The sequence below is a fragment of the Vagococcus zengguangii genome, from assembly GCF_005145005.1.
GTDB classification, from domain to species: domain Bacteria; phylum Bacillota; class Bacilli; order Lactobacillales; family Vagococcaceae; genus Vagococcus_A; species Vagococcus_A zengguangii.
In genome coordinates this window covers 1,494,437-1,519,408 of the sequence record NZ_CP039712.1, presented here as the reverse complement: position 1 = coordinate 1,519,408, position 24,972 = coordinate 1,494,437, and the positions used below count along the sequence as shown (strand labels likewise).

The 24,972-nt window shown below is 36.8% G+C and carries 27 protein-coding genes, 1 riboswitch and 2 other annotated features (1 of these 30 running past the window's edge); of the genes, 19 read left to right on the top strand and 8 right to left on the bottom strand.

Annotated elements, in window-relative coordinates:
* Nucleotides 1–127 precede the first annotated feature (127 nt).
* From ftsA to ileS, 8 genes are all read left to right on the top strand, one after another.
* Nucleotides 128–1,468 carry a cell division protein FtsA gene (gene ftsA / locus FA707_RS07170; RefSeq protein ID WP_136953579.1) on the top strand — a complete coding sequence of 447 codons (1,341 nt, stop codon included), beginning with the start codon at nucleotides 128–130 and terminating at the stop codon, nucleotides 1,466–1,468.
* 23 nt (nucleotides 1,469–1,491) lie between these two features.
* Nucleotides 1,492–2,763, top strand: coding sequence for a cell division protein FtsZ (gene ftsZ, locus FA707_RS07165; protein WP_136953578.1), 1,272 nt, complete (start codon nucleotides 1,492–1,494; stop codon nucleotides 2,761–2,763).
* A gap of 13 nt (nucleotides 2,764–2,776) precedes the next feature.
* Nucleotides 2,777–3,451 (top strand): YggS family pyridoxal phosphate-dependent enzyme, encoded by a 675-nt coding sequence (locus tag FA707_RS07160; RefSeq protein WP_136954209.1) that lies wholly within the window; start codon nucleotides 2,777–2,779, stop codon nucleotides 3,449–3,451.
* Nucleotides 3,452–3,476: 25 nt separating this feature from the next.
* Nucleotides 3,477–4,127 (top strand): cell division protein SepF, encoded by a 651-nt coding sequence (locus FA707_RS07155; RefSeq protein WP_136953577.1) that lies wholly within the window; start codon nucleotides 3,477–3,479, stop codon nucleotides 4,125–4,127.
* 21 nt (nucleotides 4,128–4,148) lie between these two features.
* A complete protein-coding gene (locus FA707_RS07150; RefSeq protein ID WP_283215740.1) occupies nucleotides 4,149–4,412 on the top strand; it encodes a YggT family protein in 264 nt (87 codons plus the stop codon).
* A 27-nt stretch (nucleotides 4,413–4,439) separates the two neighbouring features.
* Nucleotides 4,440–5,228 (top strand): YlmH family RNA-binding protein, encoded by a 789-nt coding sequence (locus FA707_RS07145; protein WP_136953576.1) that lies wholly within the window; start codon nucleotides 4,440–4,442, stop codon nucleotides 5,226–5,228.
* A 4-nt stretch (nucleotides 5,229–5,232) separates the two neighbouring features.
* The gene (locus tag FA707_RS07140) at nucleotides 5,233–5,955 is read left to right on the top strand and encodes a DivIVA domain-containing protein (RefSeq protein WP_136953575.1); all 723 of its coding nucleotides are present in this window, start codon (nucleotides 5,233–5,235) and stop codon (nucleotides 5,953–5,955) included.
* A gap of 301 nt (nucleotides 5,956–6,256) precedes the next feature.
* Entirely contained in the window at nucleotides 6,257–9,049 is a 2,793-nt protein-coding gene (gene ileS, locus FA707_RS07135) for an isoleucine--tRNA ligase (protein WP_136953574.1), read from the top strand.
* Between the two features lie 91 nt (nucleotides 9,050–9,140).
* Here ileS and cbpA read toward each other — a convergent pair whose 3' ends face one another.
* On the bottom strand, nucleotides 9,141–9,788 hold the full coding sequence (cbpA, locus tag FA707_RS07130) for a cyclic di-AMP binding protein CbpA (protein WP_136953573.1): 648 nt from the start codon (nucleotides 9,786–9,788) through the stop codon (nucleotides 9,141–9,143).
* A 157-nt stretch (nucleotides 9,789–9,945) separates the two neighbouring features.
* On the opposite strand from cbpA, the gene rpmG reads away from it, so the two are divergent.
* The 3 genes from rpmG (at nucleotide 9,946) to nusG (ending at nucleotide 10,942) form a co-directional block, all read left to right on the top strand.
* Entirely contained in the window at nucleotides 9,946–10,098 is a 153-nt protein-coding gene (gene rpmG / locus FA707_RS07125) for a 50S ribosomal protein L33 (RefSeq protein ID WP_136953572.1), read from the top strand.
* Between the two features lie 16 nt (nucleotides 10,099–10,114).
* Entirely contained in the window at nucleotides 10,115–10,285 is a 171-nt protein-coding gene (gene secE / locus FA707_RS07120) for a preprotein translocase subunit SecE (RefSeq protein ID WP_136953571.1), read from the top strand.
* Between the two features lie 114 nt (nucleotides 10,286–10,399).
* On the top strand, nucleotides 10,400–10,942 hold the full coding sequence (gene nusG / locus FA707_RS07115) for a transcription termination/antitermination protein NusG (RefSeq protein WP_136954207.1): 543 nt from the start codon (nucleotides 10,400–10,402) through the stop codon (nucleotides 10,940–10,942).
* Nucleotides 10,943–10,978: 36 nt separating this feature from the next.
* Here the strand turns inward: nusG and FA707_RS07110 are convergent, their stop codons facing one another.
* Entirely contained in the window at nucleotides 10,979–11,416 is a 438-nt protein-coding gene (locus tag FA707_RS07110) for a hypothetical protein (protein ID WP_136953570.1), read from the bottom strand.
* Nucleotides 11,417–11,626: 210 nt separating this feature from the next.
* Between FA707_RS07110 and rplK the strand changes: the two genes are divergently transcribed.
* From rplK to rplL, 4 genes are all read left to right on the top strand, one after another.
* Nucleotides 11,627–12,052: a 50S ribosomal protein L11 gene (gene rplK, locus FA707_RS07105; RefSeq protein WP_136953569.1), complete on the top strand. Its 426-nt coding sequence runs from the start codon at nucleotides 11,627–11,629 to the stop codon at nucleotides 12,050–12,052.
* Between the two features lie 111 nt (nucleotides 12,053–12,163).
* The gene (gene rplA / locus FA707_RS07100; RefSeq protein ID WP_136953568.1) at nucleotides 12,164–12,853 is read left to right on the top strand and encodes a 50S ribosomal protein L1; all 690 of its coding nucleotides are present in this window, start codon (nucleotides 12,164–12,166) and stop codon (nucleotides 12,851–12,853) included.
* Between the two features lie 60 nt (nucleotides 12,854–12,913).
* Nucleotides 12,914–13,038 (top strand) — a sequence feature (ribosomal protein L10 leader region).
* A 37-nt stretch (nucleotides 13,039–13,075) separates the two neighbouring features.
* Complete coding sequence (gene rplJ, locus FA707_RS07095; protein WP_136953567.1) at nucleotides 13,076–13,579, top strand: 50S ribosomal protein L10; 504 nt, start codon at nucleotides 13,076–13,078, stop codon at nucleotides 13,577–13,579.
* A 58-nt stretch (nucleotides 13,580–13,637) separates the two neighbouring features.
* Complete coding sequence (gene rplL / locus FA707_RS07090) at nucleotides 13,638–14,006, top strand: 50S ribosomal protein L7/L12 (RefSeq protein ID WP_135253442.1); 369 nt, start codon at nucleotides 13,638–13,640, stop codon at nucleotides 14,004–14,006.
* Nucleotides 14,007–14,106: 100 nt separating this feature from the next.
* On the opposite strand, the gene FA707_RS07085 is transcribed toward rplL, so the two are convergent.
* Nucleotides 14,107–14,871 (bottom strand): hypothetical protein, encoded by a 765-nt coding sequence (locus tag FA707_RS07085; protein WP_136953566.1) that lies wholly within the window; start codon nucleotides 14,869–14,871, stop codon nucleotides 14,107–14,109.
* A 118-nt stretch (nucleotides 14,872–14,989) separates the two neighbouring features.
* Nucleotides 14,990–15,076: riboswitch (SMK box riboswitch) on the top strand.
* Here FA707_RS07085 and metK point away from each other — a divergent pair.
* The 3 genes from metK to FA707_RS07070 all read left to right on the top strand — a co-directional run bounded on the left by metK (nucleotide 15,074) and on the right by FA707_RS07070 (nucleotide 18,403).
* On the top strand, nucleotides 15,074–16,255 hold the full coding sequence (metK, locus tag FA707_RS07080) for a methionine adenosyltransferase (RefSeq protein WP_136953565.1): 1,182 nt from the start codon (nucleotides 15,074–15,076) through the stop codon (nucleotides 16,253–16,255). Its footprint overlaps the riboswitch before it by 3 nt.
* A 79-nt stretch (nucleotides 16,256–16,334) precedes the next feature.
* Entirely contained in the window at nucleotides 16,335–16,829 is a 495-nt protein-coding gene (locus FA707_RS07075; protein ID WP_136953564.1) for a helicase, read from the top strand.
* Between the two features lie 122 nt (nucleotides 16,830–16,951).
* Nucleotides 16,952–18,403 (top strand): MDR family MFS transporter, encoded by a 1,452-nt coding sequence (locus tag FA707_RS07070; RefSeq protein WP_136954206.1) that lies wholly within the window; start codon nucleotides 16,952–16,954, stop codon nucleotides 18,401–18,403.
* A 48-nt stretch (nucleotides 18,404–18,451) separates the two neighbouring features.
* On the opposite strand, the gene mnmM is transcribed toward FA707_RS07070, so the two are convergent.
* The 5 genes from mnmM to FA707_RS07045 form a co-directional block, all read right to left on the bottom strand.
* Entirely contained in the window at nucleotides 18,452–19,033 is a 582-nt protein-coding gene (gene mnmM / locus FA707_RS07065) for a tRNA 5-(aminomethyl)-2-thiouridylate-methyltransferase MnmM (protein WP_136953563.1), read from the bottom strand.
* Nucleotides 19,027–19,995, bottom strand: coding sequence for a tRNA modification radical SAM protein MnmL/YtqA (gene mnmL, locus FA707_RS07060; RefSeq protein WP_168177370.1), 969 nt, complete (start codon nucleotides 19,993–19,995; stop codon nucleotides 19,027–19,029). Before mnmL ends, mnmM begins: the two co-directional genes overlap by 7 nt.
* A 19-nt stretch (nucleotides 19,996–20,014) precedes the next feature.
* Nucleotides 20,015–20,668: a phosphatase PAP2 family protein gene (locus FA707_RS07055; RefSeq protein WP_136953561.1), complete on the bottom strand. Its 654-nt coding sequence runs from the start codon at nucleotides 20,666–20,668 to the stop codon at nucleotides 20,015–20,017.
* A gap of 125 nt (nucleotides 20,669–20,793) precedes the next feature.
* A complete protein-coding gene (locus tag FA707_RS07050) occupies nucleotides 20,794–21,990 on the bottom strand; it encodes a DUF4097 family beta strand repeat-containing protein (RefSeq protein WP_136953560.1) in 1,197 nt (398 codons plus the stop codon).
* The gene (locus tag FA707_RS07045; protein ID WP_136953559.1) at nucleotides 21,990–22,661 is read right to left on the bottom strand and encodes a DUF1700 domain-containing protein; all 672 of its coding nucleotides are present in this window, start codon (nucleotides 22,659–22,661) and stop codon (nucleotides 21,990–21,992) included. The genes FA707_RS07050 and FA707_RS07045 overlap by 1 nt, the downstream gene beginning before the upstream one ends.
* Nucleotides 22,662–22,898: 237 nt before the next feature.
* Between FA707_RS07045 and FA707_RS07040 the strand changes: the two genes are divergently transcribed.
* On the top strand, nucleotides 22,899–24,935 hold the full coding sequence (locus FA707_RS07040) for a LysM peptidoglycan-binding domain-containing protein (RefSeq protein WP_168177369.1): 2,037 nt from the start codon (nucleotides 22,899–22,901) through the stop codon (nucleotides 24,933–24,935).
* A gap of 36 nt (nucleotides 24,936–24,971) precedes the next feature.
* Nucleotide 24,972: a binding site (T-box leader), on the top strand (it continues 206 nt past the right edge of the window).

Sequence of the window (24,972 nt, the reverse complement as noted above, 5' to 3'; positions counted from 1 at the left end):
CCTATTTTATAATCATTAGAAATTATGGTAGAATTAGTAAGAGTAGGTTCTAAGAATTAAATCATTAAATAAGCCAAAAAATACTCATCATCAATGACTAGATAAAAAGTAGGAGGGAGACCCCGTTATGGCAAACACAGGAATTTATGTTGGCCTAGATATCGGTACTACATCAATTAAAGTTGTAGTCGCTGAGTACATCGAGGGACAGGTTAATATTATTGGTGTTGGCAACGCTAAATCTGAAGGATTAAGCAAAGGTATCGTTGTTGACATTGATAAAACTGTAACATCAATTAAAAGAGCAATTAAGCAAGCAGAAGAAAAATCAGGTATTCAAATTAGACAAGTTAGCGTAGGGTTACCTGCTAATTTATTAGAAGTGGAAAAATGCGAAGGTATGATCGCAGTAAGTACAGATTCTAAAGAAATTACCGATGAAGACGTACGTAGTGTTGCCAAAGCAGCGATTATTCGTTCAATCCCACCAGAACGTCAAATTGTGACGTTAATTCCACAAGAATATAAAGTTGATGGTTTTGATGGTATTAAGGATCCACGTGGTATGATTGGTGTTCGTTTAGATATGAGCGGTATCGTATACACTGGACCAAAAACGATTGTTCACAATATTCGCAAATGTATAGAGAAAGCTGGTCTTCAATTGGAAGAGTTAGTCATTTCTCCTTTAGCATTATGTGAATCTATTTTATCAAATGGTGAAAAAGAATTTGGTACTATCGTGATTGATTTAGGTGGTGGTCAAACGACAACTGCAGTGATTCATGAAGGCCAATTGAAGTTTACACACGTTGAGCAAGAAGGTGGCGAATACGTAAGTAAAGATATTTCAGTTGTTTTGAATACTTCTATAACAAATGCTGAAGCATTAAAAATTAATTATGGCGATGCTTATCCTGAAAGAACAAACCCAAGTGAGGAGTTCCCAGTAGAAGTTATCGGTCAAGAGCAACCTGTAAAAGTTGATGAGCGTTATTTATCAGAAATTATCGAAGCACGTATGGAACAAATCTTTACAAAATCTAAAGAAGTTTTAGAAGATATTGACTGCTTAGATTTACCTGGTGGTATCATCTTAACAGGTGGGAATGCAAGTATTCCAGGCGTAGTTGAATTAGCTCAAGACATTTTTGGGGCTAATGTTAAGTTACACGTGCCAAATCACATGGGCTTACGTAACCCTGCTTTTACTAACGCGATTAGTATTGTTGAATACGTAGCACAATTAAGTGATATTTACCAAATCTCCAAAGAAGCGGTAGAAGGTAACAAACGTCCAATGCCAAAACCTCAAGCAGAAGAACGTTATATTCCTGAAGCTACACCTAGTGTATATTCAGTTGAAAAACAAGAAGAAATTTTTGATGATGTAACTGAAGAAGGCGAAAAGCCAGTTAAAAAAATGACAGAAAAAGTAAAAGGATTATTCTCAAATATATTTGATTAATTCAAACGGGAGGAAATAGCGATATGGAATTTACATTTGATAACCCTATGGAAGACGGAGCTATTATCAAAGTCATCGGAGTTGGTGGCGGTGGTGGAAACGCAGTTAACCGCATGATTGAAGAAGGCGTGAAAGGCGTTGAATTTATCGTTGCAAATACTGACGTTCAAGCTTTAAGAGATAGCCATGCTGAAACATTGATTCAATTAGGACCTAAATACACACGTGGCTTAGGTGCTGGTTCACAACCTGAAGTTGGCCGCAAAGCTGCTGAAGAAAGTGAAGAACAAATCGCTGCTGCTTTAGAAGGTGCAGACATGATCTTTATCACTGCCGGTATGGGTGGTGGAACTGGTACGGGTGCTGCACCTCAAGTTGCTCGCATTGCGAAAAACTTAGGTGCACTTACAGTGGGTGTTGTAACACGTCCGTTTAGTTTCGAAGGACCAAAACGTGGCCGTTATGCTGCTGAAGGAATTTCAGAATTAAAAGAAAACGTTGATACATTATTAATCATTTCTAATAACCGATTATTAGAAGTTGTCGATAAGAAAACACCTATTTTAGAAGCATTCAAAGAAGCTGATAACGTATTACGTCAAGGGGTACAAGGTATCTCTGATTTAATTACAGCTCCTGGTTATGTTAACTTAGACTTTGCTGACGTGAAAACTGTTATGCAAAATCAAGGAACTGCTTTAATGGGTATCGGTTCTGCTTCAGGTGAAGACCGTGTTATCCAAGCGACTAAACAAGCAATCTCGTCTCCATTATTAGAAACATCAATTGATGGTGCTGAGCAAGTATTATTAAACATCACTGGTGGATTAGATATGACGTTATTCGAAGCACAAGACGCTTCAGATATCGTAACAGCTGCAGCTGATGGCGATGTAAATATTATCTTAGGTACTTCAATCAACGAAGAATTAACAGATGAAATCATCGTAACAGTTATCGCAACAGGAATCGACCCATCAAAAAAAGAAAACAAAGGCCGTTCTAAATCAAGAAGTGCGCGTCCCTTAACTAGTGGCACTACTTCAAGTTTAGCTTCAAGCGCGAAACCTAGACAAACTCAAGAATTTGAGCGTGTGAAGGCTGAGCCAGTTGAAGAAGAATCAGCATTTGGTGACTGGGATATTCGTAAAGAACCCGTTCAAAGAAACGTGATGAGCGATTCTCAATTCGATTCGATTGAAAAGAAAGAAATGGAAACATTCAAAACAGAAGTTGAAAATACAACGGATGAAGATGAATTAAGTACACCTCCTTTCTTCAGAAGAAAACGATAAGAGTTAAAAAATGATGAGTCTTGAAACGAATCTTAATTTAGTAAAAGAAACGATGCATCAAGCCTCTATTCAATCATCACAACTTAAAGAAACAACTTTAATTGCCGTTACCAAAACAGTGTCAGGTGAAGTCGTGGAAGAATTAATCGCATTAGGGGTCAAGCATCTGGGAGAAAATCGCCCAGAGAAGTTGATTGAAAAACAAGACGCCTTAGTGAATTATCAAGACTTAACTTGGCATTTGATTGGGACGCTGCAAACGAGAAAAATAAAAGATGTGATAAACCGGATAGACTATTTTCATGCATTGGATCGATTAAAGACGGCTCAAGAGATTCAGAAACGTGCAACGAAAGAAATTAAATGTTTCGTTCAAGTCAACGTTTCTCAAGAGCCAACTAAACAAGGGATTGATTTAGCTGAAGTTGAAATGTTTATCCGTAGTTTAGAATCATATAATGCAATCAAAGTTATTGGTTTAATGACCATGGCTCCAAATGGGGCTAGTTCGAAAGAAATTTCTAATTATTTTAAGCAACTTGCCTTAAAACAAAAAGAAATAGCAGCATTACATTTACCATACGCTCCTTGTGAAGAGTTAAGTATGGGAATGAGTGGTGATTACGAATTAGCAATTGCACAAGGTGCGACCTTTGTTAGAGTCGGAAGTCGTTTATTTGATTTATAAAGATGAAAAAAAGTAGGTGTTAGGGATGAAATTTGCGTTATCTGGTGAGAATATCAAGAAATTTTTTGGCCTAGATTTTGCTATTGACCAAGAAGTGTCGCCGCGCCAACCAGAAGTTGCTTACCCTGCTCCAAAGGCTAAGCAACCTTTAGAAAAACAAGTGTTCCAAAAAACAAAAGAAGTAGCGAAGCCTGTACCTCAAAAACAACCTGCTGTAACAAGTCAGGAAAAAGTATTCAAACAAGAAAAACAAGTGGCACAGGCATTTAAACCTTCTGTTAAAAAGCCTGTCAATGAGCCTGTTAGAGAAAGTAACATTCTTAGTATGGAATCTGCAGCATCTAACAAAAACACTAAGTTAGCGATGAATAAAAAAATAGCAAGTCCTAATGTAGCGGGTGAACCCGTTAAAAAAGTAACCATTTTTGAGCCAAGAACCTATGCGGAAGTTAAAAAAGTTGCAAGTGCTTTTCTAAAAAATGAAATTGTCATTGTTAATTTTCATTTAGTAGATGAAGAGCAAGCCAAACGAATTGTAGACTTCTTAACGGGAGTTGTCTTTGCTTTAGATGGTGACATTCAACGACTTGATAACGAATTATTCATTTGTACACCAACTAACTTAGAAGTAGACAGCGAAACAGCTGAAAGTTTATTGAAAAGTCACTTAGTTTAATCTTAGAAAGTTGGTAATACCGTGTATTTTTTGATTACTGTATTAAGAAATTTTGTCAGTATTTATTCAACCTGTTTAGTTCTTTACGCACTACTTTCGTGGTTTCCTGGTGGTTACCAAAGTAAGTTTGGACAATTTTTAACTAGAATTTGTGATCCGTATTTAAAAATATTTGATCGCTTTAACCTGTCAATTGGTGGGATTAGTTTTAATATTGTTGTGGCACTATTTGTGCTTCAATTTATCGAAAGAATATTAATCAGGATTTTATTTGTAGGTCTATAATATATTATAAGAGGAGGATGGTTATCGGTGGAAAATAATGTTTATCAACATTTTCGCAAAGATGAACATCCTTTTATTGATGCAGTAGAGGATTGGGTGTCAAAAGTTGAACGCGAATATGTACCGTTTTTGACAGGCTTTTTAGATCCCAGACAGTGTCATATCTTAGAAACAATTGTTAGAGGACAGGGACAAGATTTGAAATTCGGTTTTTACGGTGGTTACGAACATGCTGAGCGAGTACGAGCGTTGATTTATCCTGATTATTATGAACCGACCGTTGAGGATTATGAAATCATGAGTTTTAACATTGAATATCCTAAAAAATTTACTGAGCTCAAGCATCGTCAAATTTTGGGAACGCTGATGAGTTTAGGAATTAAGCGGGAATTATTTGGTGATATTACGACTGATGGAGATGATTGGCAAATACATTTAGATCAAAAGATGTCAGAATTTGTCAGTTCACAATTTGACAAAATTGGTAAAATTACCATTAGATTAGAACCAACGATCGGGGAAGTTTTTAATCCAGTCACTGATTGGGTGATTGAGCAAGTAACAGTCAGTTCCCAACGTTTAGATACCGTTATTTCTGAAGTTTTCAATATTTCTAGACAACGCTCTAAATCGCTAATCGAAACAGGAAAAGTTAAAATTAATTGGATGGTCAGCGAGCGATCAGACACGCCTGTAGAAGAATTTGATCAACTGTCTGTTAGAGGATTTGGACGTATTAGAATTGAATCGGTTGAAGGTCGAACCAAAAAAGATAAAATTAGAATGAAAGTTTCAACGATAAATAATAAGAGGTGAGAAGATGGCAGCTTTAACTCCATTAGACATTAAAAATAAAAGTTTTTCTACTAAATTCAAAGGTTACTCTCCAGAAGAGGTAGATGATTTCTTAGACCAAATCATTGAGGATTATGAGGAATCATTACGTAAGTCAAAAGAATTAGAAAAATCATTAAAGTACGCAGAAGAAAAGCTGACTTACTTTAGCGAATTAAAAGATACATTGAATCAATCAATTATCGTTGCACAAAACACAGCGGATAAATTGAAAGATACTGCAACAAAAGAATCAAACATGTTAGTGAGCGGAGCGGAAGCAGAAGCGAAACAAATCATGAATGAAGCCACAACAAATGCTGAAAAAATGGTGTCAGAAGCAAGAAGTTTAGCGGATGAAATCGTGACAAGCGCTCAACGCCAAGCCAAACAATTAGCTGTGGAAACAGATGACTTGAAGAAGAAAACACGCGAGTTCCACCGTAACTTAGCGTTAACGATTGAGTCTCAATTAGAAATCGTTAAGAGTCCTGAGTGGGATGAAATTTTACGTCCATTCTCTTCGTTTGTTGATGAGCGTCATAGCACATTTAAAGAATTATTAGACGAAAAAAATGCGGCTAATAATGAAGAGGTAGCTGAAGTTGTTGAATCAACAGACTACTTAGTTGAAGAAGGTCATACTCAAGCGATTGACTTAAGCGAATTGACGCAAGAATACGATGTAGAAAATAACGAAAATATTTAATTTCACGCTCAATTATGATATGATAGTTGAGAATCATGGAACAGAAAAGCTTATACTATATTTTTTAGCGAATTAACGATAGTGAGAGGTTAGTAATCCCTAGTATAAGAAAGATCCTTCATGTTAATACAGGTATGAAAGTTTTTTGATTAGTACTTGTCGTTTCATTCGCGTTAAGAATGATCAGAGCAAATTTATCTATTAAACTAGGTTAAATTTGGAATTTGGGTGGTAACACGAGCACTTCGTCCCTGCATAGGGGCGGAGTGTTTTTTAATTTTGAAAAGGAGAGAAGAAAGCAATGAAAATGAAAGAAACACTTCAGCTTGGGAAAACGGCTTTTCCAATGCGTGCGAATTTGCCAAACCGTGAAGGTCAATGGCAACAAGAGTGGGAACAACAAAAGATTTATGAAAAAAGACAAGAGTTAAATGAAGGTAAACCAAGTTTTGTGTTACATGATGGCCCTCCTTATGCAAATGGTAATATTCATTTAGGTCATGCCTTGAACAAAATTAGTAAAGATATTATTGTTCGTTCTAAATCAATGTCAGGTTTCCGTGCACCTTATGTTCCTGGTTGGGATACACATGGTTTACCAATTGAACAGGTGTTAACGAATAAAGGTGTTGACCGTAAAAAAATGTCACGTGCTGAATATTTAGAAAAATGTCGCGAATACGCATTATCACAAGTTGACAAACAACGTGAAGACTTCAAGCGTTTAGGTGTTTCTGGTGACTGGGAGAATCCATATATCACATTAACAGCTGACTATGAAGCTGCTCAAATTCGTGTCTTTGGTAAAATGGCTGAAAAAGGTTACATTTACAAAGGATTAAAACCAATTTATTGGTCACCATCTAGTGAATCTTCATTAGCGGAAGCTGAAATTGAGTATAAGGATATTAAATCACCATCAATCTTTGTAGCATTCAAAGTAAAAGATGGCAAAGGTTTATTAGACACGGATACATCATTTGTTATTTGGACTACAACACCTTGGACATTACCAGCTAACTTGGGTATCTCAGCAAATGCTGACTTTGAGTACGTGGTTATCAATGTAGAAGGTAACAAATATGTAGTGGCCAAAGAATTATTAACGACAGTTGCTGAAAAAATTGGTTGGGAAAATTACGAAGTCGTTCAAGAAGTAAAAGGTTCTGAATTAGAATATATGACAGCTCAACATCCATTTTATGACCGTGAGTCATTAGTTATGGTTGGGGATCATGTTACACTTGAAGCAGGTACTGGTTTAGTTCATACTGCACCTGGACACGGGGAAGATGACTATTTCGTCGCTCGTCGTTATAACTTAGAGGTCTTATCACCAGTTGATGGACGTGGGGTATACACCGACGAGGCACCTGGTTTTGAAGGAATTTTCTATGATAAAGCCAACCCAATGATTACTGAATTATTGGAAGAAAAAGGCGCATTATTAAAATTAGACTTCTTTAGCCATAGCTATCCTCATGACTGGAGAACGAAAAAACCTGTTATTTACCGTGCAACACCACAATGGTTTGCCTCAATTGATAAATTCAGAGCTAATATTTTATCTGAAGTTGAAAAAGTTGACTGGATTATCCCTTGGGGTAAAACTCGTCTTTACAATATGATCCGCGACCGTGGAGATTGGGTAATCTCTCGTCAACGCGCGTGGGGTGTACCATTACCAGTTTTCTACGCTGAAAACGGTGAAGCGATTATTACACCAGAGACAATTGAACATGTCGCTAACTTATTTGCTGAACATGGATCAAAAATCTGGTATGAAAAAGAAGCAAACGAGTTATTACCTGAAGGCTTTACACATGAAGGTAGTCCAAACGGTCAATTTACAAAAGAAAATGACATCATGGATGTATGGTTTGATTCTGGTTCTTCTCATGAAGCAGTTTTACGTGGGCGTGAAGACTTAACGTTCCCAGCTGATATGTATTTAGAAGGTTCTGACCAATATCGCGGTTGGTTCAACTCAAGTATTACAACAAGTGTGGCAATTAACGAAGTAGCGCCATACAAATCAGTTCTTTCTCAAGGCTTTGTTTTAGATGGTGAAGGCCGTAAGATGAGTAAATCTTTAGGTAACGTGATTATCCCTGAAAAAGTTATCAACCAAATGGGTGCGGATATTTTACGTCTTTGGGTATCAAGTGTTGACTACGAAGCAGACGTGCGTGTATCGATGGATATCTTAAGTCAAATTTCTGAAGTTTACCGTAAAATCCGTAACACAATGCGTTTCTTAATCGCAAATACTGAGGACTTCGATCCTAAAGCAAACCGTGTTGAGTACCGTGAATTACGCTCTGTTGATAAATACATGATGGTTCGTTTAAATCAAGTCATTGAAACTATTAAAACAAAAGGTTACGATGAGTATTCATTCTCAACTGTATACAAAACAGTTGTAAACTTCTGTACAACGGATTTATCAGCGTTCTACTTAGATTTTGCCAAAGACGTTGTCTATATCGAAGGTCAAAATGATTTTAACCGTCGTTGCATGCAAACAGTGTTCTATGATACGGTTGTTGCTTTAACAAAATTATTAACACCAATCTTGCCACACACAAGTGAAGAAATCTGGTCATTCTTAAAAGAGGAAGAAGACTATGTCCAATTATCTGAATTCCCAGAAGTGACACACTTTGAAGATGAAGCGGCATTATTAGAAGAATGGGAAGCCTTCATGAGCGTTCGTGACGATGTCTTGAAAGCATTAGAAGAAGCCCGTAATTCTAAACTAATCGGTAAATCATTTGAAGCAAAATTGATCTTATATCCAACAGACGTAACAAATACTTTATTCACAAGTTTAGATGCTGACTTAGCACAGATTTTAATTGTTTCTCAATTAGAAGTGATGCCGGTTGGTACAGAAGTCCCTGCTGAAGCAATGCAATTTGACGGTTTAGCGATTGTCGTTGAAAAAGCAGAAGGTGAAACATGTGATCGTTGCCGTGCTGTTAAACATGATGTAGGAAGCCACGAAAGCTTGCCAACTTTATGTGACCGCTGTGCGACTATCGTCGAAGAAAACTTCCCGGAAGCTGTAATAGAAGGATTCGAAGCGAAGTAGTCTTCTCTCTAGTGTATGTTATATTATGTATTTCTAATAGAGTTAAAAAAGAAAAAATCACCTGAGTTCGAATGAGCTCAGGTGATTTTTTCTAGTTATCTCGTTCTTTTTGTAAATCTTCTACTTCGATTACTCCGAAGTTTTTCTTTTCTAAATGTTGAATTACATCATCTAAAGTTTCTTGTGTTGTGTTAACGGGTAGGGTAAATAACATACGACGGATGAATTCATCTTGACCAACATCAAGCGTGATGCAACTAGTAATGCTAGTATATTTAGAAATAATCTTAGAGATGCTAGCTAAGTCTCCTCGGTTACCAGTTGAGGCAACTGTTAACACGTAGCGACCTTCGTTAACGTTCCAAGATTGGGCTAAAATGTTTAATAATTTACTATGAGTTAAAATACCATAGAATTGTTGATTGTTATCTAACACAGCGATATATGGTAATTCTTTAATAGTAAAGAAGATTTTAAAGAAAGAAGCGTCAATGTTGATAAATTTAGTTGCGTTTTTAAGTAAGTGAGTAACAGGTAGGCTCATGTCGCCACCTTCTGATTTATGACGATAGATGTGCATTTTGTAGATATTTCCACGGAAAATCTTGTCACCTTCATCTAAAATAGGCACACAACGGTAACCTGAATCTTCTAAAATTTTCAACGCATCTTCAAGCGTGCAATTTTCATTGACGGTTGTTAAATCTTTTTTGGGAATACATACTTGTTTAATTAACATAAACTTCTCCTCCAATCCATTTGCTAATTCTATTTTAACAAATTAAATCGGACACTACAACGAGAATAGTTATTATATCGCGGACTTGTTTGCGATTGACACTTGCCATGAATAATGTTATCGTAAAGTTGAGATTAAATGGAAGAGGTGTGCAAACATGGCAACGAGAAAAACATCCCTTGCATGTGTCGATTGTGGCTCACGTAATTATTCAAAAACCGTGAACGATAGCAATCGTGCAGAACGTTTAGAAATAAAAAAATTCTGTAAATATTGTAAGAAACATACGTTACACAAAGAAACTAAATAGTCAGGAGAAAGTTACGATGAAATTTTTTAAAGACACAGTGGCTGAACTTAAAGCTGTAACATGGCCAACGGGTAAAAAATTAAGAAAAGATGTGACAACAGTGGTTCAAATGACACTACTTTTTGCAATTTTCTTTGGTGTCGTTGACTATGTATTAAATTTAGCGGTTCAATTATTCGCAAAATAAGAATCGGTTAATAAAATACTAGCCTTTAGCATGATTCAATGCTATACTTTGGTTGAAGAAAACTTCGGTCTATCTGAGGTTTTTTTATTTTACACGAAAGAAGGAATCTTGAAAATGGAAACATTTGAAAAACAATGGTACGTGTTGCATACCTATTCTGGTTATGAAAACAAAGTAAAAGCAAATATTGAGTCACGTGCGCAAACTATGGGAATGGAAGATTATATTTTCCGTGTAGTGGTTCCTGAACAAGAAGAACACGAAGTTAAAAATGGTAAAGAAAAAATCAACATGGAAAAAACTTTCCCAGGTTATGTGTTAGTTGAAATGGTTATGACGGATGATTCTTGGTATGTTGTGCGTAATACACCAGGTGTAACAGGATTTGTTGGTTCTCACGGTGCAGGAAGCAAGCCGGCGCCATTATTAGACGAAGAGATTTCTGCTATTCTGAAGAAATTAGGTATGAGTAAACGCCATACAGAATTACACGTTGAGATGGGCGAAGTTGTTACAATCATTGATGGCGCGTTCGCTAACTTAACAGGTGAAATTACTGAAATCGATATGGAACGTCAAAAACTTAAAGTGAACATTAACATGTTCGGACGTGAAACTTCTACTGAATTAGATTTTAACCAAGTTGACAATCTATAATTAATAAAAAAACTTCCGCGCTTAAACGGAAGTTTTTTATTTTACTGTTAGATTAAGGAGTTGGTCGTTGATTGACACAATAACCAGGTAATCTTCAAGTAATTGATATGAGATGCGATAAATCTGGGCGGCACTAGTTACGCGCAATTTTGCCCAGTTTTGATTCAGGCCATCATCATTAGTTGATACGGCATTAATAAAGGCGACTTCAATACCGGCTTGATAAGCTAGTTGAAAAGCCTCATGAATATTGGGATGGTCCGCTTCAAACTGTAAGACACCCGCAGCGAGTGCAAAATCAGGCACACGTTGGGTTAGTGGGGTTCGGTATATATCGATACTTTCAGGCGTTTCATCTAGATATTCAACTAGCCAACGTCCAAGTTTAACACCGAGTTCAACCTCAATCAGGCTAGGTATTTTAACGCCACTACTAATAATCTCAAAGACACTTTTAGGTGTATGTTTTTTCATTAAGAGAATCACTTCCTTAAGCATAGTGTAGCACATTATTTTTAAGCGGGGAGTAAATAAAAAAATAGTAAATGAATCTTGCTTTTTTTTGAAATCATTGTATAATAGACAGGTGTGTAAGAACACACTCTTTTTCTAATGAAAAAGAAACGTGGGAGGAGAAATCTTAGCTCCAACTAACCACATCACGGACTTAAGGAGGTATGTCACGTGGCAAAAAAAGTAGAAAAAATCGTTAAGTTACAAATTCCAGCTGGTAAAGCAACTCCAGCACCACCGGTAGGACCAGCATTAGGTCAAGCAGGTATCAACATCATGGGATTCACTAAAGAATTCAACGCTCGTACTCAAGAGCAAATTGGATTAATCATCCCTGTAGTAATTTCTGTATATGAAGACCGTTCATTTACATTTGTTACTAAAACACCACCAGCTGCAGTATTATTGAAAAAAGCTGCAAACGTGGAAAAAGGTTCTGGTGAACCAAACAAAACTAAAGTTGCACAAGTAACTAAAGCACAAGTTCAAGAAATTGCTGAGTTAAAAATGGAAGACCTAAACGCAGCTTCAGTTGAAGCAGCAATGCGCATGGTTGAAGGTACTGCAAGAAGCATGGGAATCACTATCGCTGAATAATTTTCAGTCAAGTAGATTTTCAATGTAGTAGCTTCTCAGTCAGTTTATATTGAAAGATATAAATTTAGTGGGAGGATCAACCGTTATAACCACATTCAAGGAGGAAACAAAATGGCTAAAAAGAGCAAAAAAATGCAAGATGCTTTGAAAAAAGTAGACAACACAAAACAATATAATTTAGAAGAAGCTATCGCTTTAGCAAAAGAAGCAGATTACGCTAAATTCGACGCAACTGTAGAAGTTGCATACCGTTTAAACGTAGACCCTAAGAAAGCTGACCAACAAATCCGTGGTGCTGTTGTATTACCAAACGGTACTGGTAAAACTCAATCAGTTTTAGTATTCGCTAAAGGCGAAAAAGCTAAAGAAGCTGAAGCAGCAGGCGCTGACTACGTTGGAGATGCGGACATGGTTCAAAAAATCCAAGGTGGATGGTTTGACTTTGACGTTGTCGTTGCAACACCAGACATGATGGCTGAAGTTGGTAAATTAGGACGTGTCTTAGGACCTAAAGGCTTAATGCCAAACCCTAAAACTGGTACAGTTACTATGGACGTAACGAAAGCTATTGAGGAAGTTAAAGCTGGTAAAGTAACTTACCGTGTTGACCCTCAAGGTAACATCCATGTACCAATCGGTAAAGTATCATTCGAAGATGCTAAATTAATTGAAAACTTAAAAACAGTTCACGATGTGATCTTAAAAGCTAAACCAGCTGCTGCAAAAGGTACTTACATCAAAAACTTTGTTGTAACAACTACTTTTGGTCCAGCTGTAAAAGTTGACCCACAATCAGTTTAATCTGATAAATTAATACTTGACCTTAACAACTTTACATGGTAAAGTTGTTAAGGTAATTAATTAAATAATTATTACGTACCGAAGACAGTAGGTGGCTTAGCCTTAATTTCCTACCGAGGACAACATTGAGTTTAATCAATAGTCCCTCTATGTCAACGGTGGCATGGAGTTTTTTTATTGTAAAAAATTCCACCATCACAATATACGGAGGTGAATGTATTAATGAGTCAAGCTATTATCGAGAAAAAAGCACTTTTAGTAGATGAAGTAACTGCTAAAATCAACGAAGCTGCATCAGTTGTTGTTGTAGACTACCGTGGTTTAACAGTAGAACAAGCTACTAACTTACGTAAACAATTACGTGAAAACGGCGTTGAAATGAAAGTTATCAAAAATTCTATTTTACGTCGTGCTGCTGAAAAAGCTGGTTTAGAAGGATTGGATGAAGTATTCACAGGTCCTACTGCAGTAGCTTTCAGTAACGAAGACGTAGTTGCTCCAGCAAAAATCATCGCTGATTTTGCTAAAGAAGCTGAAGCATTAGAAATTAAAGGTGGTATTATCGAAGGCAACGTGGCTTCTATCGAAGAAATCACTGCTATTGCTAAATTACCAAACCGCGAAGGTTTACTTTCTATGTTACTTTCAGTTCTTCAAGCTCCTGTCCGCAACGTTGCTTACGCAATCAAAGCTGTGGCAGAGTCAAAAGAAGAAGAAGCAGCTTAATTATTGCTGCTTAACCTAATTTTATAACAAAAACAAACATAATACGGAGGAATATAAAATGGCATTAAACATTGAACAAATTATTGCTGATTTAAAAGAATCAAGCATTTTAGAATTAAGCGAATTAGTATCAGCTATTGAAGAAGAATTTGGTGTATCTGCAGCTGCTCCTGTAGCTGTAGCTGGTGGAGCTGCTGAAGGCGGAGCTGCTGAGCAAACAGAATTCACTGTTGAATTAACTTCAGCTGGTGACCAAAAAGTTAAAGTAATCAAAGCAGTACGCGAAGCTACTGGTTTAGGATTAAAAGAAGCTAAAGCTTTAGTTGATGGCGCTCCTGCTCCATTAAAAGAAGGCGTTTCTAAAGAAGAAGCAGAAGCTTTAAAAGCTTCATTAGAAGAAGTTGGCGCTTCAATCACATTAAAATAATTAATGTACTAAAAGACATCTCTTATGAGGTGTCTTTTTTTGCTTTCATTCGCTAGTGAACAATCAAAAAAGCCATCCCTTTGCTAGGATGACTTAATGATTAATGATAGACGTAATAGATAATTAATAGAATAATCGAAGAAAGATGTAAGGCCATTTCTCTTTTTTTTGGATTAACGATGAGTTTTAAACAAAATAGTACAACGACTAGTAGAATCGCTAGGGCATAAAACAACCAATCGCTAATGTAACCAGTGTGACTTTGCCAAAATAGTAGACCTATTGTCGCTAGGAAACTAATTAACTTAAATAGAATGGTCCATTTCTTGTTCCAGCTACCATTGTAATCGTATAATTGTTTAGTGGTAATCGTGCTCAGGGCCACTAAAAAGGCGAATGTGAATAAATAAAAGTAATGAAATTCAAACTTATTTTTCGCAAGAGCTAACACTAAACAATTAAACACGAACCCGTTAAAAAATGACATCATGAACGTGTACTGCGTATGAACCAAAAACTTATTGAAGTTGAGTCTGACTAGCATTTGATACAATTCATATAGAATGACAATCAATGTGAAATTAAAGCCGAGCTTAAAAAATAATAAGAAAATTAAGATTGTCGCTATCGCTAATTTGAAAGCTAACAACTGATTGGTTAAATCCGCATGGTTTTTAAAGGCTTCGCGTAGTAGGTTGATAAAGGCTTTTGAGAGCCATAAATATAAAAACAATAAAAAGACGGTACCTGAATACCATTTGAGCGAAGACCCCAAAATCAATCCTGGTAAGAGGCAAATAATAGCTTCCAAAAGGGAGTTTAGCCCAATAAATATAAAGTTTGTTTGATGAGTTGATTGATTCAATTTTTTTCTCCTGTCTTTGATTAATGACTGTTTTAATGTTATATAAAATTTCAGGCTACGTCAAGCGAACAAAGTGTTAAATAATATTAGTAATTCGCCCGATATTTTGTTATACTAGGAACGTTGCAAGTTCCCGATAGGCTTTGAACAAAAAGTTTGAAGATTCCTTGTAACCGAAAACTAATTAGGGGGAATAGAGAAAATGTTAGAAAGAAAATTATTTACATCAGAATCTGTATCGGAAGGACATCCAGACAAAATTGCGGACCAAATTAGTGACGCGATCTTAGATGCACTTTTAGAGCAAGATCCTTACGCACGTGTGGCGTGTGAGACGTCTGTTACAACTGGTTTAGTGTTAGTCTTTGGAGAAATTTCGACATCAGGTTATGTTGATATTCAAAAAGTTGTTCGTGAAACAGTCAAAGAAATTGGCTATACACGTGCAAAATTTGGCTTTGATGGTGATACATGTGCTGTAATGGTGGCAATTGATGAACAATCAGCAGATATCGCTGCCGGTGTTGATAACGCCTTAGAATCACGCGAAGAAGCGGATAGTTCAGATATCGGAGCAGGGGACCAAGGCTTAATGTTTGGTTTTGCTTGTGATGAAACACCTGAATTAATGCCGTTACCCATCTCATTAAGTCACCGTTTAGTTCGTCGCTTATCTGAGTTAAGAAAAGATAAGACATTAGCTTACCTACGTCCAGATGCGAAATCACAAGTGACAGTTGAGTATGATGAAAACGATCAACCAAAACGTGTCGATACTGTGGTTATTAGTACGCAACATGACGAAGAAGTGAGCCAAGAACAAATTCGTGAAGACTTATTGAAATTAGTCATTCAAGATGTGATTCCAGCTGAATTATTAGATGAAGAAACAAAATATTTTGTGAACCCATCAGGTCGTTTTGTTATCGGTGGACCTCAAGGGGATGCTGGTTTAACAGGTCGTAAAATTATCGTTGATACTTACGGAGGTTACGCTCGCCATGGTGGTGGTGCTTTCTCTGGTAAAGATGCAACAAAAGTTGACCGTTCAGCTAGTTACGCTGCCCGTTACATTGCTAAAAACATTGTTGCTGCTAAATTGGCCAGCAAGTGTGAAGTGCAATTAGCCTACGCAATTGGTGTAGCACAACCTGTTTCAATCGCAGTTAATACGTTTGGCACTGGAACGGTTTCTGATGAGCAATTAGTCGCAGCCGTTCGTGAAAACTTTGACTTACGTCCACAAGGCATTATCGATATGTTAGACCTAAGACGTCCTATCTACCGCCAAACAGCGGCTTATGGACATTTTGGTCGTACTGATATCGACTTAACTTGGGAACATACCGATAAAGTTGAAGGCTTATTAAAGAGCTTAGCTTAATATAAGGATTAAGAGCAAACTCCTGATGAAAAAATCTCTTTTTCATTGGGAGTTTTTTTATCTAAAAAAGGAGATTAGAATGAAAATAATTCAATTGACCATTGGTGGAATGGATAAAAAGCAATTAACCGCTACACTAGAGGAGAAGCAAGTATCTCTAAATCCACTAGGTCATCAATTACTTGAACAATTAGATGACTTCAAATTCTGGCATGAGCAAACAATCAGGTTGGTAGAAGTAACAGTTGCCGAGTTAGGATTATCCCAGGGAGGAACACTATTAGAAGTCTTTACTTCAGGGATAAAAAAAGGATTTGCTTTATGCGAAGTTGAAATAGCTGCTCTATTAAGTCTTGAATACAATTATTTAGAAGATAGTACAGGACTTATTTCAACAGGTAAAGCACCAACTAATTCCGTGACGATTGCTTCGAAAATACTAATAGATACGGATGATTTTCCAAAGGGCTTTTATATGCGAAAAATTGATAATGTCTGTTGGTTACGAGGCTACACGTGTGATCATCTACATGTATTTGCGCCAGAGGATCGCTTCATGTTTTTAATTAATTAAATAGGAGATACTAACATTGTGTCTTCATTACAAGTCATAATTAATGCTTTACTAGAAAGACAAGGGTAATAACCTTATAGTTTCGCATGTCTAAAAATGAAAAGGAGTGAAAGATATACATGATACAAAAGAAAACAAATGTAAAAATTGTCACGTTAACTGTGTTTATCGCAACCTTTATGACGGCCATTGAAGCCACGATTTTATCTACGGCCATGCCGACGATTTCGAGCTTACTAAAAGGCGGTGAAATCATGAGTTGGGTGTTCTCGATTTATTTATTAACCAACGCAATGATGACCCCTATTTATGGGAAATTAACTGATCGGATTGGTCGTAAGCCAGTCTTTCAAATTGGTTTATTCTTTTTTATGCTAGGTTCGTTATTATGTGGTTTTTCAGATAGTATGTTGCAATTAATAATTTTTAGAGCGATTCAAGGAATCGGTGCCGGAGCTATTATGCCTGTTGCACTAACGATTATTGCTGATATTTACGAAGCAGAAGATCGTGCGAAAGTGTTAGGTTTAAACAGTGCGGCTTGGGGAATTGCCAGTGTCGTTGGTCCACTAGCAGGAGGTTTTATTGTTGATACGATTGGTTGGCATTGGATTTTCTTTGTTAACTTGCCAATTGGTATCCTATTAATGTTGTTATTACATTTCTTTTTAATAGAACCTAGTCATGAGCAAACAGCACCACCCATTGATGTCAAAGGTAGTTTGGTATTAATGACGTTGTTGCTATCGTTCATGTATGGTTTCCAAACTATTAGCGATTATGGTGGAATCAGCCTTTTAACGATGGTGTGTTTTGCTGTGACGCTAATTATGGGAATTGTCTTTGTTAAAGTAGAAAATAGCGCGAAAGACCCTGTTATTCCAATATTTTTACTTAAAAATAAAACATTCGTGTTAATAAATGTTATCGCTGCGCTAGTCAGTGGTTTCTTGATGGGAATTGATGTTTATATTCCAATGTGGATGCAAGGGATTATCGGAGTTAAGGCAGCAATTGGTGGTATTTCCCTGACACCACTTTCGATTACTTGGGTGTTGGGATCATTTGCTGCTGGAAAATTATTAGCTAAGCGTAGTACAAAAATTAGTTTAGGAAGCGGCTTGATAATTATTTTATTGGGCGCTATCATGATGTCACTAGCTACTCAAGAGACAAGTTACTGGTTATTCTGTCTTATTTCCGCTTGGATTGGACTAGGAATGGGGATTACTATTACGGCATGTACGGTTAAATCTCAAACGACTGTATCGGCTAATTTAGTCGGTGTAGCAACGTCGTTCAATACCTTGCTAAGAACGTTGGGCCAAACAGTGATGATTTCAATCTACGGCGTTATTTTAAATCGTCGATTAAGTCAATCACTTCATGAAGGTGGACAATATACACGTGACCAAATTGATAACATTTCAAATCATAAGCTAGCAGAGGTTATGAATCCACAAGTATTAGCGGATTTAAGAACGATATTATTTGATGGCTTACATATTGTATTCCTAGCATCGGTTGTATTATTAGTGGTCAGCTTAGTGCTCAACTCATTAATTAAAGATTAAAAAAATAGCTCGGTGTTATTTCATCAGTTGAAATAATACCGGGCTATTTTAACGCGCATTTTTACGGCGTTTTTTCTCGATACACAATACATATGGTGGATTATTTTTTTGATTTATAAAGCCATATTGAAGGACGTTGTAGTCAGTTTGAGGAATTGCTTCTACAAATTGTTGCACTTGATTTTTTTCAGCCAAACCACCTTCATGACCGTAATAGACGACTAGAACAATACGTCCACCTTTTGATAGTCGTGACATAATCGCTTGAATAGCGATTATCGTCGTTTCAGCCTGAGTAATGATTGCCTTATCGCTATTAGGAAGATAACCGAGATTGAAGACAGCAGCTGTTATTTCTTGATCACTTGCTATGATTTCATCAAGCGTTTCGTGTCCTTGCGTGAATAATTGACAGCGATTATCTAATCCTGCTTCCATCAGTCGTTCATGCGCCCGTTCAATTGCCACATCTTGGACATCAAAGCCGATTACTTGTCCGCTTTTACCGACTAATTCAGCTAGGAATAACGTATCATGGCCGTTACCAACGGTTGCATCAACGACCCAATTACCTGGTTGGACGACTTGTGCTAATAATTCGTGGCTATAATGTAGTGCGGATTTTAACATGAGCTATCCACTCCGCTTAATCGGACATTTTTGGCACCTTGATAAGTATCACGTTCACGCATTTCCTTATCAATCGCGTTTAACACTTCCCATTTTTTTAAGCTCCACATTGGCCCAACTAACGTATCACGTGGAGCATCACCGGTTAAGCGGTGGACGATGATTTCTGGTGGAATCATCTCTAGTTGGTCACAAACTAATTTGACGTATTCATCTTGTTCCATTAGTTTTAACTCACCTTTGGCATAATCACGCATCATACGGGTATTCTTCATTAAGTGTAAGAGATGGATCTTAATGCCTTGAATATCTGAGTCTAAAATTGTGCGACGGACGTTTTCTAACATCATTTCGTGTGTTTCACCTGGTAAACCGTTAATCAGGTGAGTACAGACGCGAATATTATGTTTACGTAATTTTGCGACACCATCTAAGTAGGTTTGATAATCATGGGCGCGATTTATTTTTCGACTTGTTTCTTCATATGTTGTTTGTAAACCAAGTTCAACCCATAAATACATCCGCTCGTTTAGTTCGGCTAAATATTCGACCACGTCATCTGGTAAACAGTCAGGACGGGTACCGATTGAGATACCGACAACCCCTTCTTCATTTACTACTTGTTCAAAGCGATGCTTAATGACTTCAAGTGGTGCATGAGTATTGGTGAAGTTTTGGAAATAGACGATGTAGTTGTTAACATCTGGCCATTTCTTGTGCATGCGTGTGACTTCTTTTTGATATTGAACGGGTAGTGGGTCTTTCGGGGCGATAATCATATCACCTGAACCAGAAACACTACAAAATGTACAACCACCACGGGCAACGGTGCCGTCGCGGTTAGGACAGTCAAAGCCACCGTCCATCGTGACTTTAAAAATTTTCTCACCGAATTCCTCACGAAAGGCGTAATTTAAGGTATGAAATCGTTTGTTTGGGTCATTTGAATATTGAAAACTCATGATTATTTTTCACTCTTTTCTATTGATTAAATACTTGTAACAAGCGATATTTCACAAAGTGTGGGTAGGAGAAGCATAACCAACTTGCGCCTAATAAATAACCACCTAAAATATCACTTGGATAGTGGACGCCTAAGTAATTTCTACTCATACCTATTAGCAAGGCAAAAATTACACAAAAAATTTGTAAGGCTTTGATTTTCCATGAACCTTTAGCATAGGGCAATAACATTAAGAAAACTGTGCCCCACAATAAGATACTAATCATCGCATGACCACTTGGAAAACTATAGTGACTCGCACTAACTAAGTGTTCAATTCCAGGTCGCTCACGGCTGTATAAAAACTTAATTAAGTAATTACCAACACCTGAAATAATGGCGGTGTTCAGCACTAGCCAGTAGCATTCGACTTTGCGCTGACTTTTCCATAACAAGACGACGATCGCTAAGACGATGAAAACCACCGATAACGTGTTACCAAACTTGGTAATCCATGTGAAAAAACTCGTCATATAGCTTGAACGGATAGTGACAATCCAGTCCATAATCGGTTGATCAATTCTTAGAACGGTACTTTCATAGAATTTCACAATATAACCTAAAATCATAAAGAGTGTTAAACAGATGACACTCGCAAAATGCCAGTAAAGGCGCATAGTTGAATTTTTCAAAAAATCCCTCTTTCCTTATTGAAATCTACTTCACTAAAATTATTATCTAGGAGATAAATAAAGAGAGTGTGTCTATCACACACTCTCTGTTCATTATATCACAACTGTTGATTGATTTTTAGTTTTTATGGAAGATTGACGAAGCGCTCAGATGAGTAGTAGACCGTGTTGAATGACAAGTAGTCAGCCCGATTATCTTTAATCCCTTGTTTATCCAAGTAGTAATATAGTTCTTGGTTTTCATCAAAAGAATCATCCATCTCGCTGTCGGATGATTCGTGATCGACCATGAAACGCATGATTTGAATAGCGCCTGAATCTGTGTGCAAGCTAACATTAGCCGCTTGATTATCCAAGTCATCATCTTGTTGTTCGTTTTTATTCTCAGTTGTTGTAACGATTTGAGCTTTATCGAAAGCTTGTACGTTTGTTTTAGGATTCTCAATCGCAAAGCGTATGGCGTCTTGTTGTTTTTCTAGCACTGTTGCGAAGATACTACCTGCTTGATTCATCACGGCTTGTTCGCTAGTGTTTTGTGGATTGATTAAATAAATATCTCCGTACTGATTGCGAATATCAGCTTTTCCATCGTTATTTTCATAACTGATTAAACCTTTTTGATCACTAATTTGGCTATTTTCCAACTCGCTAGCAAATACTTTTATGTTACCAGAAGTCGATGTTAGCGTACTTTTACCCATTAATTGGCTGTGGCTTAAATCGATATTATTCGTTTTAGATTTGATGTCAGATTCTTTATAAACGGTTAAGTCATTGGCTGAGAAACTACCTGCTGTCAGTGACGTTTCTAGTTGGTCTATTTTTACGTTATATAAATCTAAGTTGCTTTCAAGATTTGTTGCAGTTAAATTTTCTAAGTTCAGATTTCCTAAATTAATGCGTCCTTGCTGATTATCAGGAGCTACTAGGGTAAGTTCACTGATTTGCTTAGGTAACTGGATGCTAACTGAATTAAAAGGAGAAGCATAGAAGCCGATTTTTACTTTGGGCTCTTGAACGGGGGCTTTCTTCAGTAAGAGATGCCAGCCATCGTCTTTTTCAGTCAACTTAAAGTCTATGTTACTTGGCACAAAGCCCGCTTCGCTCAGATGGAGTGTCGGATTACTTGAATGATGAACTTGCAAGTCTAATTGACTACCTTTTGCCACCTCAATGGTTAACTGCTTATTGTTAGTAGGAATTGCAAGCTCCTCGTCTAAACGATTTTCTTGGATTTTAGCAATATTGATGCCAATGCCAATCGCTCCGACAATCATTGAAACAGTGGCTAGGCTTAACATGAATTTGGTTTGTTTTTTCATTAATAGGCACCTCGCAAGACTTGCAGATTGGCTTTGAAATAGTAGCTTAATACTTTAAAAAAGTATTTTGTCAGCGTTTTACAAATATATAGGCCGAAGATTCCTAATCCAAACATAACTAGTCCGATTGAAAGACTTAGTAACGGGTAGGTCAAGTACGGTGTAAAATATGCGCCAATAATAATAATCGGACTTGCTAAGAAAGCGGCTGTACAAATCCAGCCAGCAAAAATGGCCATGGCGACTGCAAAGAATAGCCAAATCATCATCGTCAAATTAATAAACAGTAATCCAAAAATTTGCATGAAACGTTGGAAACCTGAATAACGCTTTGGATAATGCTCGTCGGCACTCGCACCTGCTTGCCAAGTGCTGCTTTGATTTTTATTTTTTTTAGCTTTACTTTCATCAACAGTCTCATCATGCTCAAAAGGCTGCCAGCCTTGTTGTTCATAGTTACTTTTAGTTGATGATGTTTTAACTTTTTTGAGTAATGAAGTAGCGATGATACTTGGTTCGCCAAATTGTTGAATTAATCTATCCTCTGATGCCTCATCAAGTTCTTGTTGGCTAATTAAGTCACGATAATACGCAATAACTAGTTCGCGATTTTCACTTGAAAGCTCACTCAGAGCTAGCGCTAGTTTATCTAAATAAAGTTGAGCAGTCATAATAGTCTCTCCTGTCAGTTGTTTGATTGTATCATAGTATAGATTTCCTACTAATTACAATGGTTTAAGCTTAAAATCGGTCTAAAGTATGATAATTAAAATTGAAATTAAATAAAATTTAGTCATTCAAAAAATTGCTAGCATAATTTTTTGATAAATAAATGATTTTTATATGAAAAAATGCTACAATTTAAATGGTATCTTTTTTTGAATGATAAAATCAGGAGGAGTAGTTGTATGGCACAAAAACACAGTGATAATAACGGAATTGACTTCAATTACCGTTTTTCAATAATGAAAAAATCAACGTCTTTATTGGGAACAACGCTTGCAATGGGATCCTTTGTAGGATTAATAGATGGTTCCCAAGTAGCACTAGCAGATAGTCTAGACAAAGTTGAGGGGAAACAGGAAAATGACAAATTAGCAAAAATCGATAACGATACAATCACATCGTTTTCTTCACAAGCTGATTTCGTCTACAAAATTGGTAGTCTGGCACAAGTTGTGGCAGATGAGCATGATTTATATGCATCAATTATGGTAGCGCAAGCTATTTTGGAAAGTTCATGGGGAAATAGTGCGCTAGCAAGTTATCCAAACCATAATTTATTTGGAATTAAAGGCGCTTATAATAATCAAAGTGTCATAATGAGAACATGGGAACATTATAACGGCAAAGATGTTTATGTAAATGCCGCATTTAGAAAATATCCATCATACAAAGAATCATTGTATGATAATGCATATGTTTTAAGAAATACTAGTTTTGTTTCAGGGACTTATTACTACGCAGGTGCGTGGAAAAGCAATAGTCGCTCATATCGTGATGCTACGGCGTGGCTAACAGGACGGTATGCAACGGATCCAAATTACGGTTCAAAATTAAACAGTATTATTGAACGTTATAATTTAACCGCATTTGACACACCAGGAAGTCATCCTAATGTTTCATTTAATGGGACGGTTACCAATGGTGGGTCAAACGGAACAAGCTTAGGCACAACGAGTAACCAATCGACTAAACCACAGGCAGCAGAGACAACAGGTACTACAACTTATAAAGTAAAAGCTGGTGATACGCTATTTAGTATCGCTCGTAAAAATAACGTCAGTGTTACTGATATTCGGACGTGGAATAAATTGTCAGGAGACTTAATTTACGTTGGTCAAACTTTAAAAACTAGTAAAACACAAGTCTCAGGGCAAGCCCAGTCTAATAATGTTCAAACTAACAATCAGGCAAATAAAGAATCAAATACGACACTATCATCTGCTAAAACGTATAAAGTAAAAGCTAATGATACATTATACGGTGTCGCAACTAAGCATGGTATAAGTGTTGCTCAACTTAAGTCATGGAATAAATTAACGGGTGATACAATTTATGTGGGTCAAACATTAAAATTAGGCTCAACAACAGCTCAAACTAATACGCAATCAAATAAAGAAACAACTAATAATCAAGGTACAAGCTCTAATAAAAAAACACACCAAGTAACAGCCGGAGATACATTATTTAGTATTGCACGTAACTACGGTATCAGCGTTGCTCAACTTAAGTCATGGAATAAAATTAGTGGCGATTTAATTTTTGTCGGTCAAAATTTAACAGTGAAACAGTCCCAATCAACAACTACTAATAATGCACAGAGTACAACGACTAACCAAAGTAACAACAATAACAAACAAACAACGACGGCTAAAAGCTACACAGTTAAAGCAAACGATACGCTTTATCGTATCGCGACTACTTATGGTGTCACAATGTCACAACTTAAAGAATGGAACGCGTTGAAGAGTGATGTGATTTACGTCGGTCAGAAATTGAAAATTGTTGCGCCAACGACGACTGCCCAACGAGCGACAAATAATAACGCTGGTAGCACACAACCAACAGCCAATACGACTACGACTAATACTTCAAGCAGCACATATACAGTGGCAGCAGGTGATACGTTGTTTAGCATTGCAAGCAGACATGGCCTTTCAGTCGAAAACTTGCAAAAACTGAACAATCTTCGCAATCATATTATCTATGTTGGTCAGAAATTGAACTTAAAAGCGAGTGGAATGCAAGCAATTAGTCAAACACCAACTGTGCAGGCAAACAGACCAGCAGAAGGCAGTGAAACTAAGAAACATGAAGTGATTAAAGGTGACACGTTGTATTCTATTGCTAAAAAATATAAGTTAACCGTTAAAGAATTGAAAGAATTGAATAAACTAACAAACGATGCAATTTATATTGGTCAAAGCCTTAAAGTAAAATAATAATATTTGCAATTAAGCTTTATATTTGGTATGATGA

Coding starts and splice junctions, on each gene's coding strand:
- FA707_RS07050 (WP_136953560.1), bottom strand. CDS start 21,990: ATGAAAAAACAAACCAAATTCATGTTAAGCCTAGCCACTGTTTCAATG.
- FA707_RS07160 (WP_136954209.1), top strand. CDS start 2,777: ATGAGTCTTGAAACGAATCTTAATTTAGTAAAAGAAACGATGCATCAA.
- rplL (WP_135253442.1), top strand. CDS start 13,638: ATGGCATTAAACATTGAACAAATTATTGCTGATTTAAAAGAATCAAGC.
- FA707_RS07045 (WP_136953559.1), bottom strand. CDS start 22,661: ATGACTGCTCAACTTTATTTAGATAAACTAGCGCTAGCTCTGAGTGAG.
- mnmL (WP_168177370.1), bottom strand. CDS start 19,995: ATGAGTTTTCAATATTCAAATGACCCAAACAAACGATTTCATACCTTA.
- FA707_RS07110 (WP_136953570.1), bottom strand. CDS start 11,416: ATGAAAAAACATACACCTAAAAGTGTCTTTGAGATTATTAGTAGTGGC.
- rplJ (WP_136953567.1), top strand. CDS start 13,076: ATGAGTCAAGCTATTATCGAGAAAAAAGCACTTTTAGTAGATGAAGTA.
- FA707_RS07155 (WP_136953577.1), top strand. CDS start 3,477: ATGAAATTTGCGTTATCTGGTGAGAATATCAAGAAATTTTTTGGCCTA.
- ileS (WP_136953574.1), top strand. CDS start 6,257: ATGAAAATGAAAGAAACACTTCAGCTTGGGAAAACGGCTTTTCCAATG.
- ftsA (WP_136953579.1), top strand. CDS start 128: ATGGCAAACACAGGAATTTATGTTGGCCTAGATATCGGTACTACATCA.
- cbpA (WP_136953573.1), bottom strand. CDS start 9,788: ATGTTAATTAAACAAGTATGTATTCCCAAAAAAGATTTAACAACCGTC.
- metK (WP_136953565.1), top strand. CDS start 15,074: ATGTTAGAAAGAAAATTATTTACATCAGAATCTGTATCGGAAGGACAT.
- rplA (WP_136953568.1), top strand. CDS start 12,164: ATGGCTAAAAAGAGCAAAAAAATGCAAGATGCTTTGAAAAAAGTAGAC.
- rpmG (WP_136953572.1), top strand. CDS start 9,946: ATGGCAACGAGAAAAACATCCCTTGCATGTGTCGATTGTGGCTCACGT.
- mnmM (WP_136953563.1), bottom strand. CDS start 19,033: ATGTTAAAATCCGCACTACATTATAGCCACGAATTATTAGCACAAGTC.
- nusG (WP_136954207.1), top strand. CDS start 10,400: ATGGAAACATTTGAAAAACAATGGTACGTGTTGCATACCTATTCTGGT.
- FA707_RS07140 (WP_136953575.1), top strand. CDS start 5,233: ATGGCAGCTTTAACTCCATTAGACATTAAAAATAAAAGTTTTTCTACT.
- ftsZ (WP_136953578.1), top strand. CDS start 1,492: ATGGAATTTACATTTGATAACCCTATGGAAGACGGAGCTATTATCAAA.
- secE (WP_136953571.1), top strand. CDS start 10,115: ATGAAATTTTTTAAAGACACAGTGGCTGAACTTAAAGCTGTAACATGG.
- FA707_RS07040 (WP_168177369.1), top strand. CDS start 22,899: ATGGCACAAAAACACAGTGATAATAACGGAATTGACTTCAATTACCGT.
- FA707_RS07075 (WP_136953564.1), top strand. CDS start 16,335: ATGAAAATAATTCAATTGACCATTGGTGGAATGGATAAAAAGCAATTA.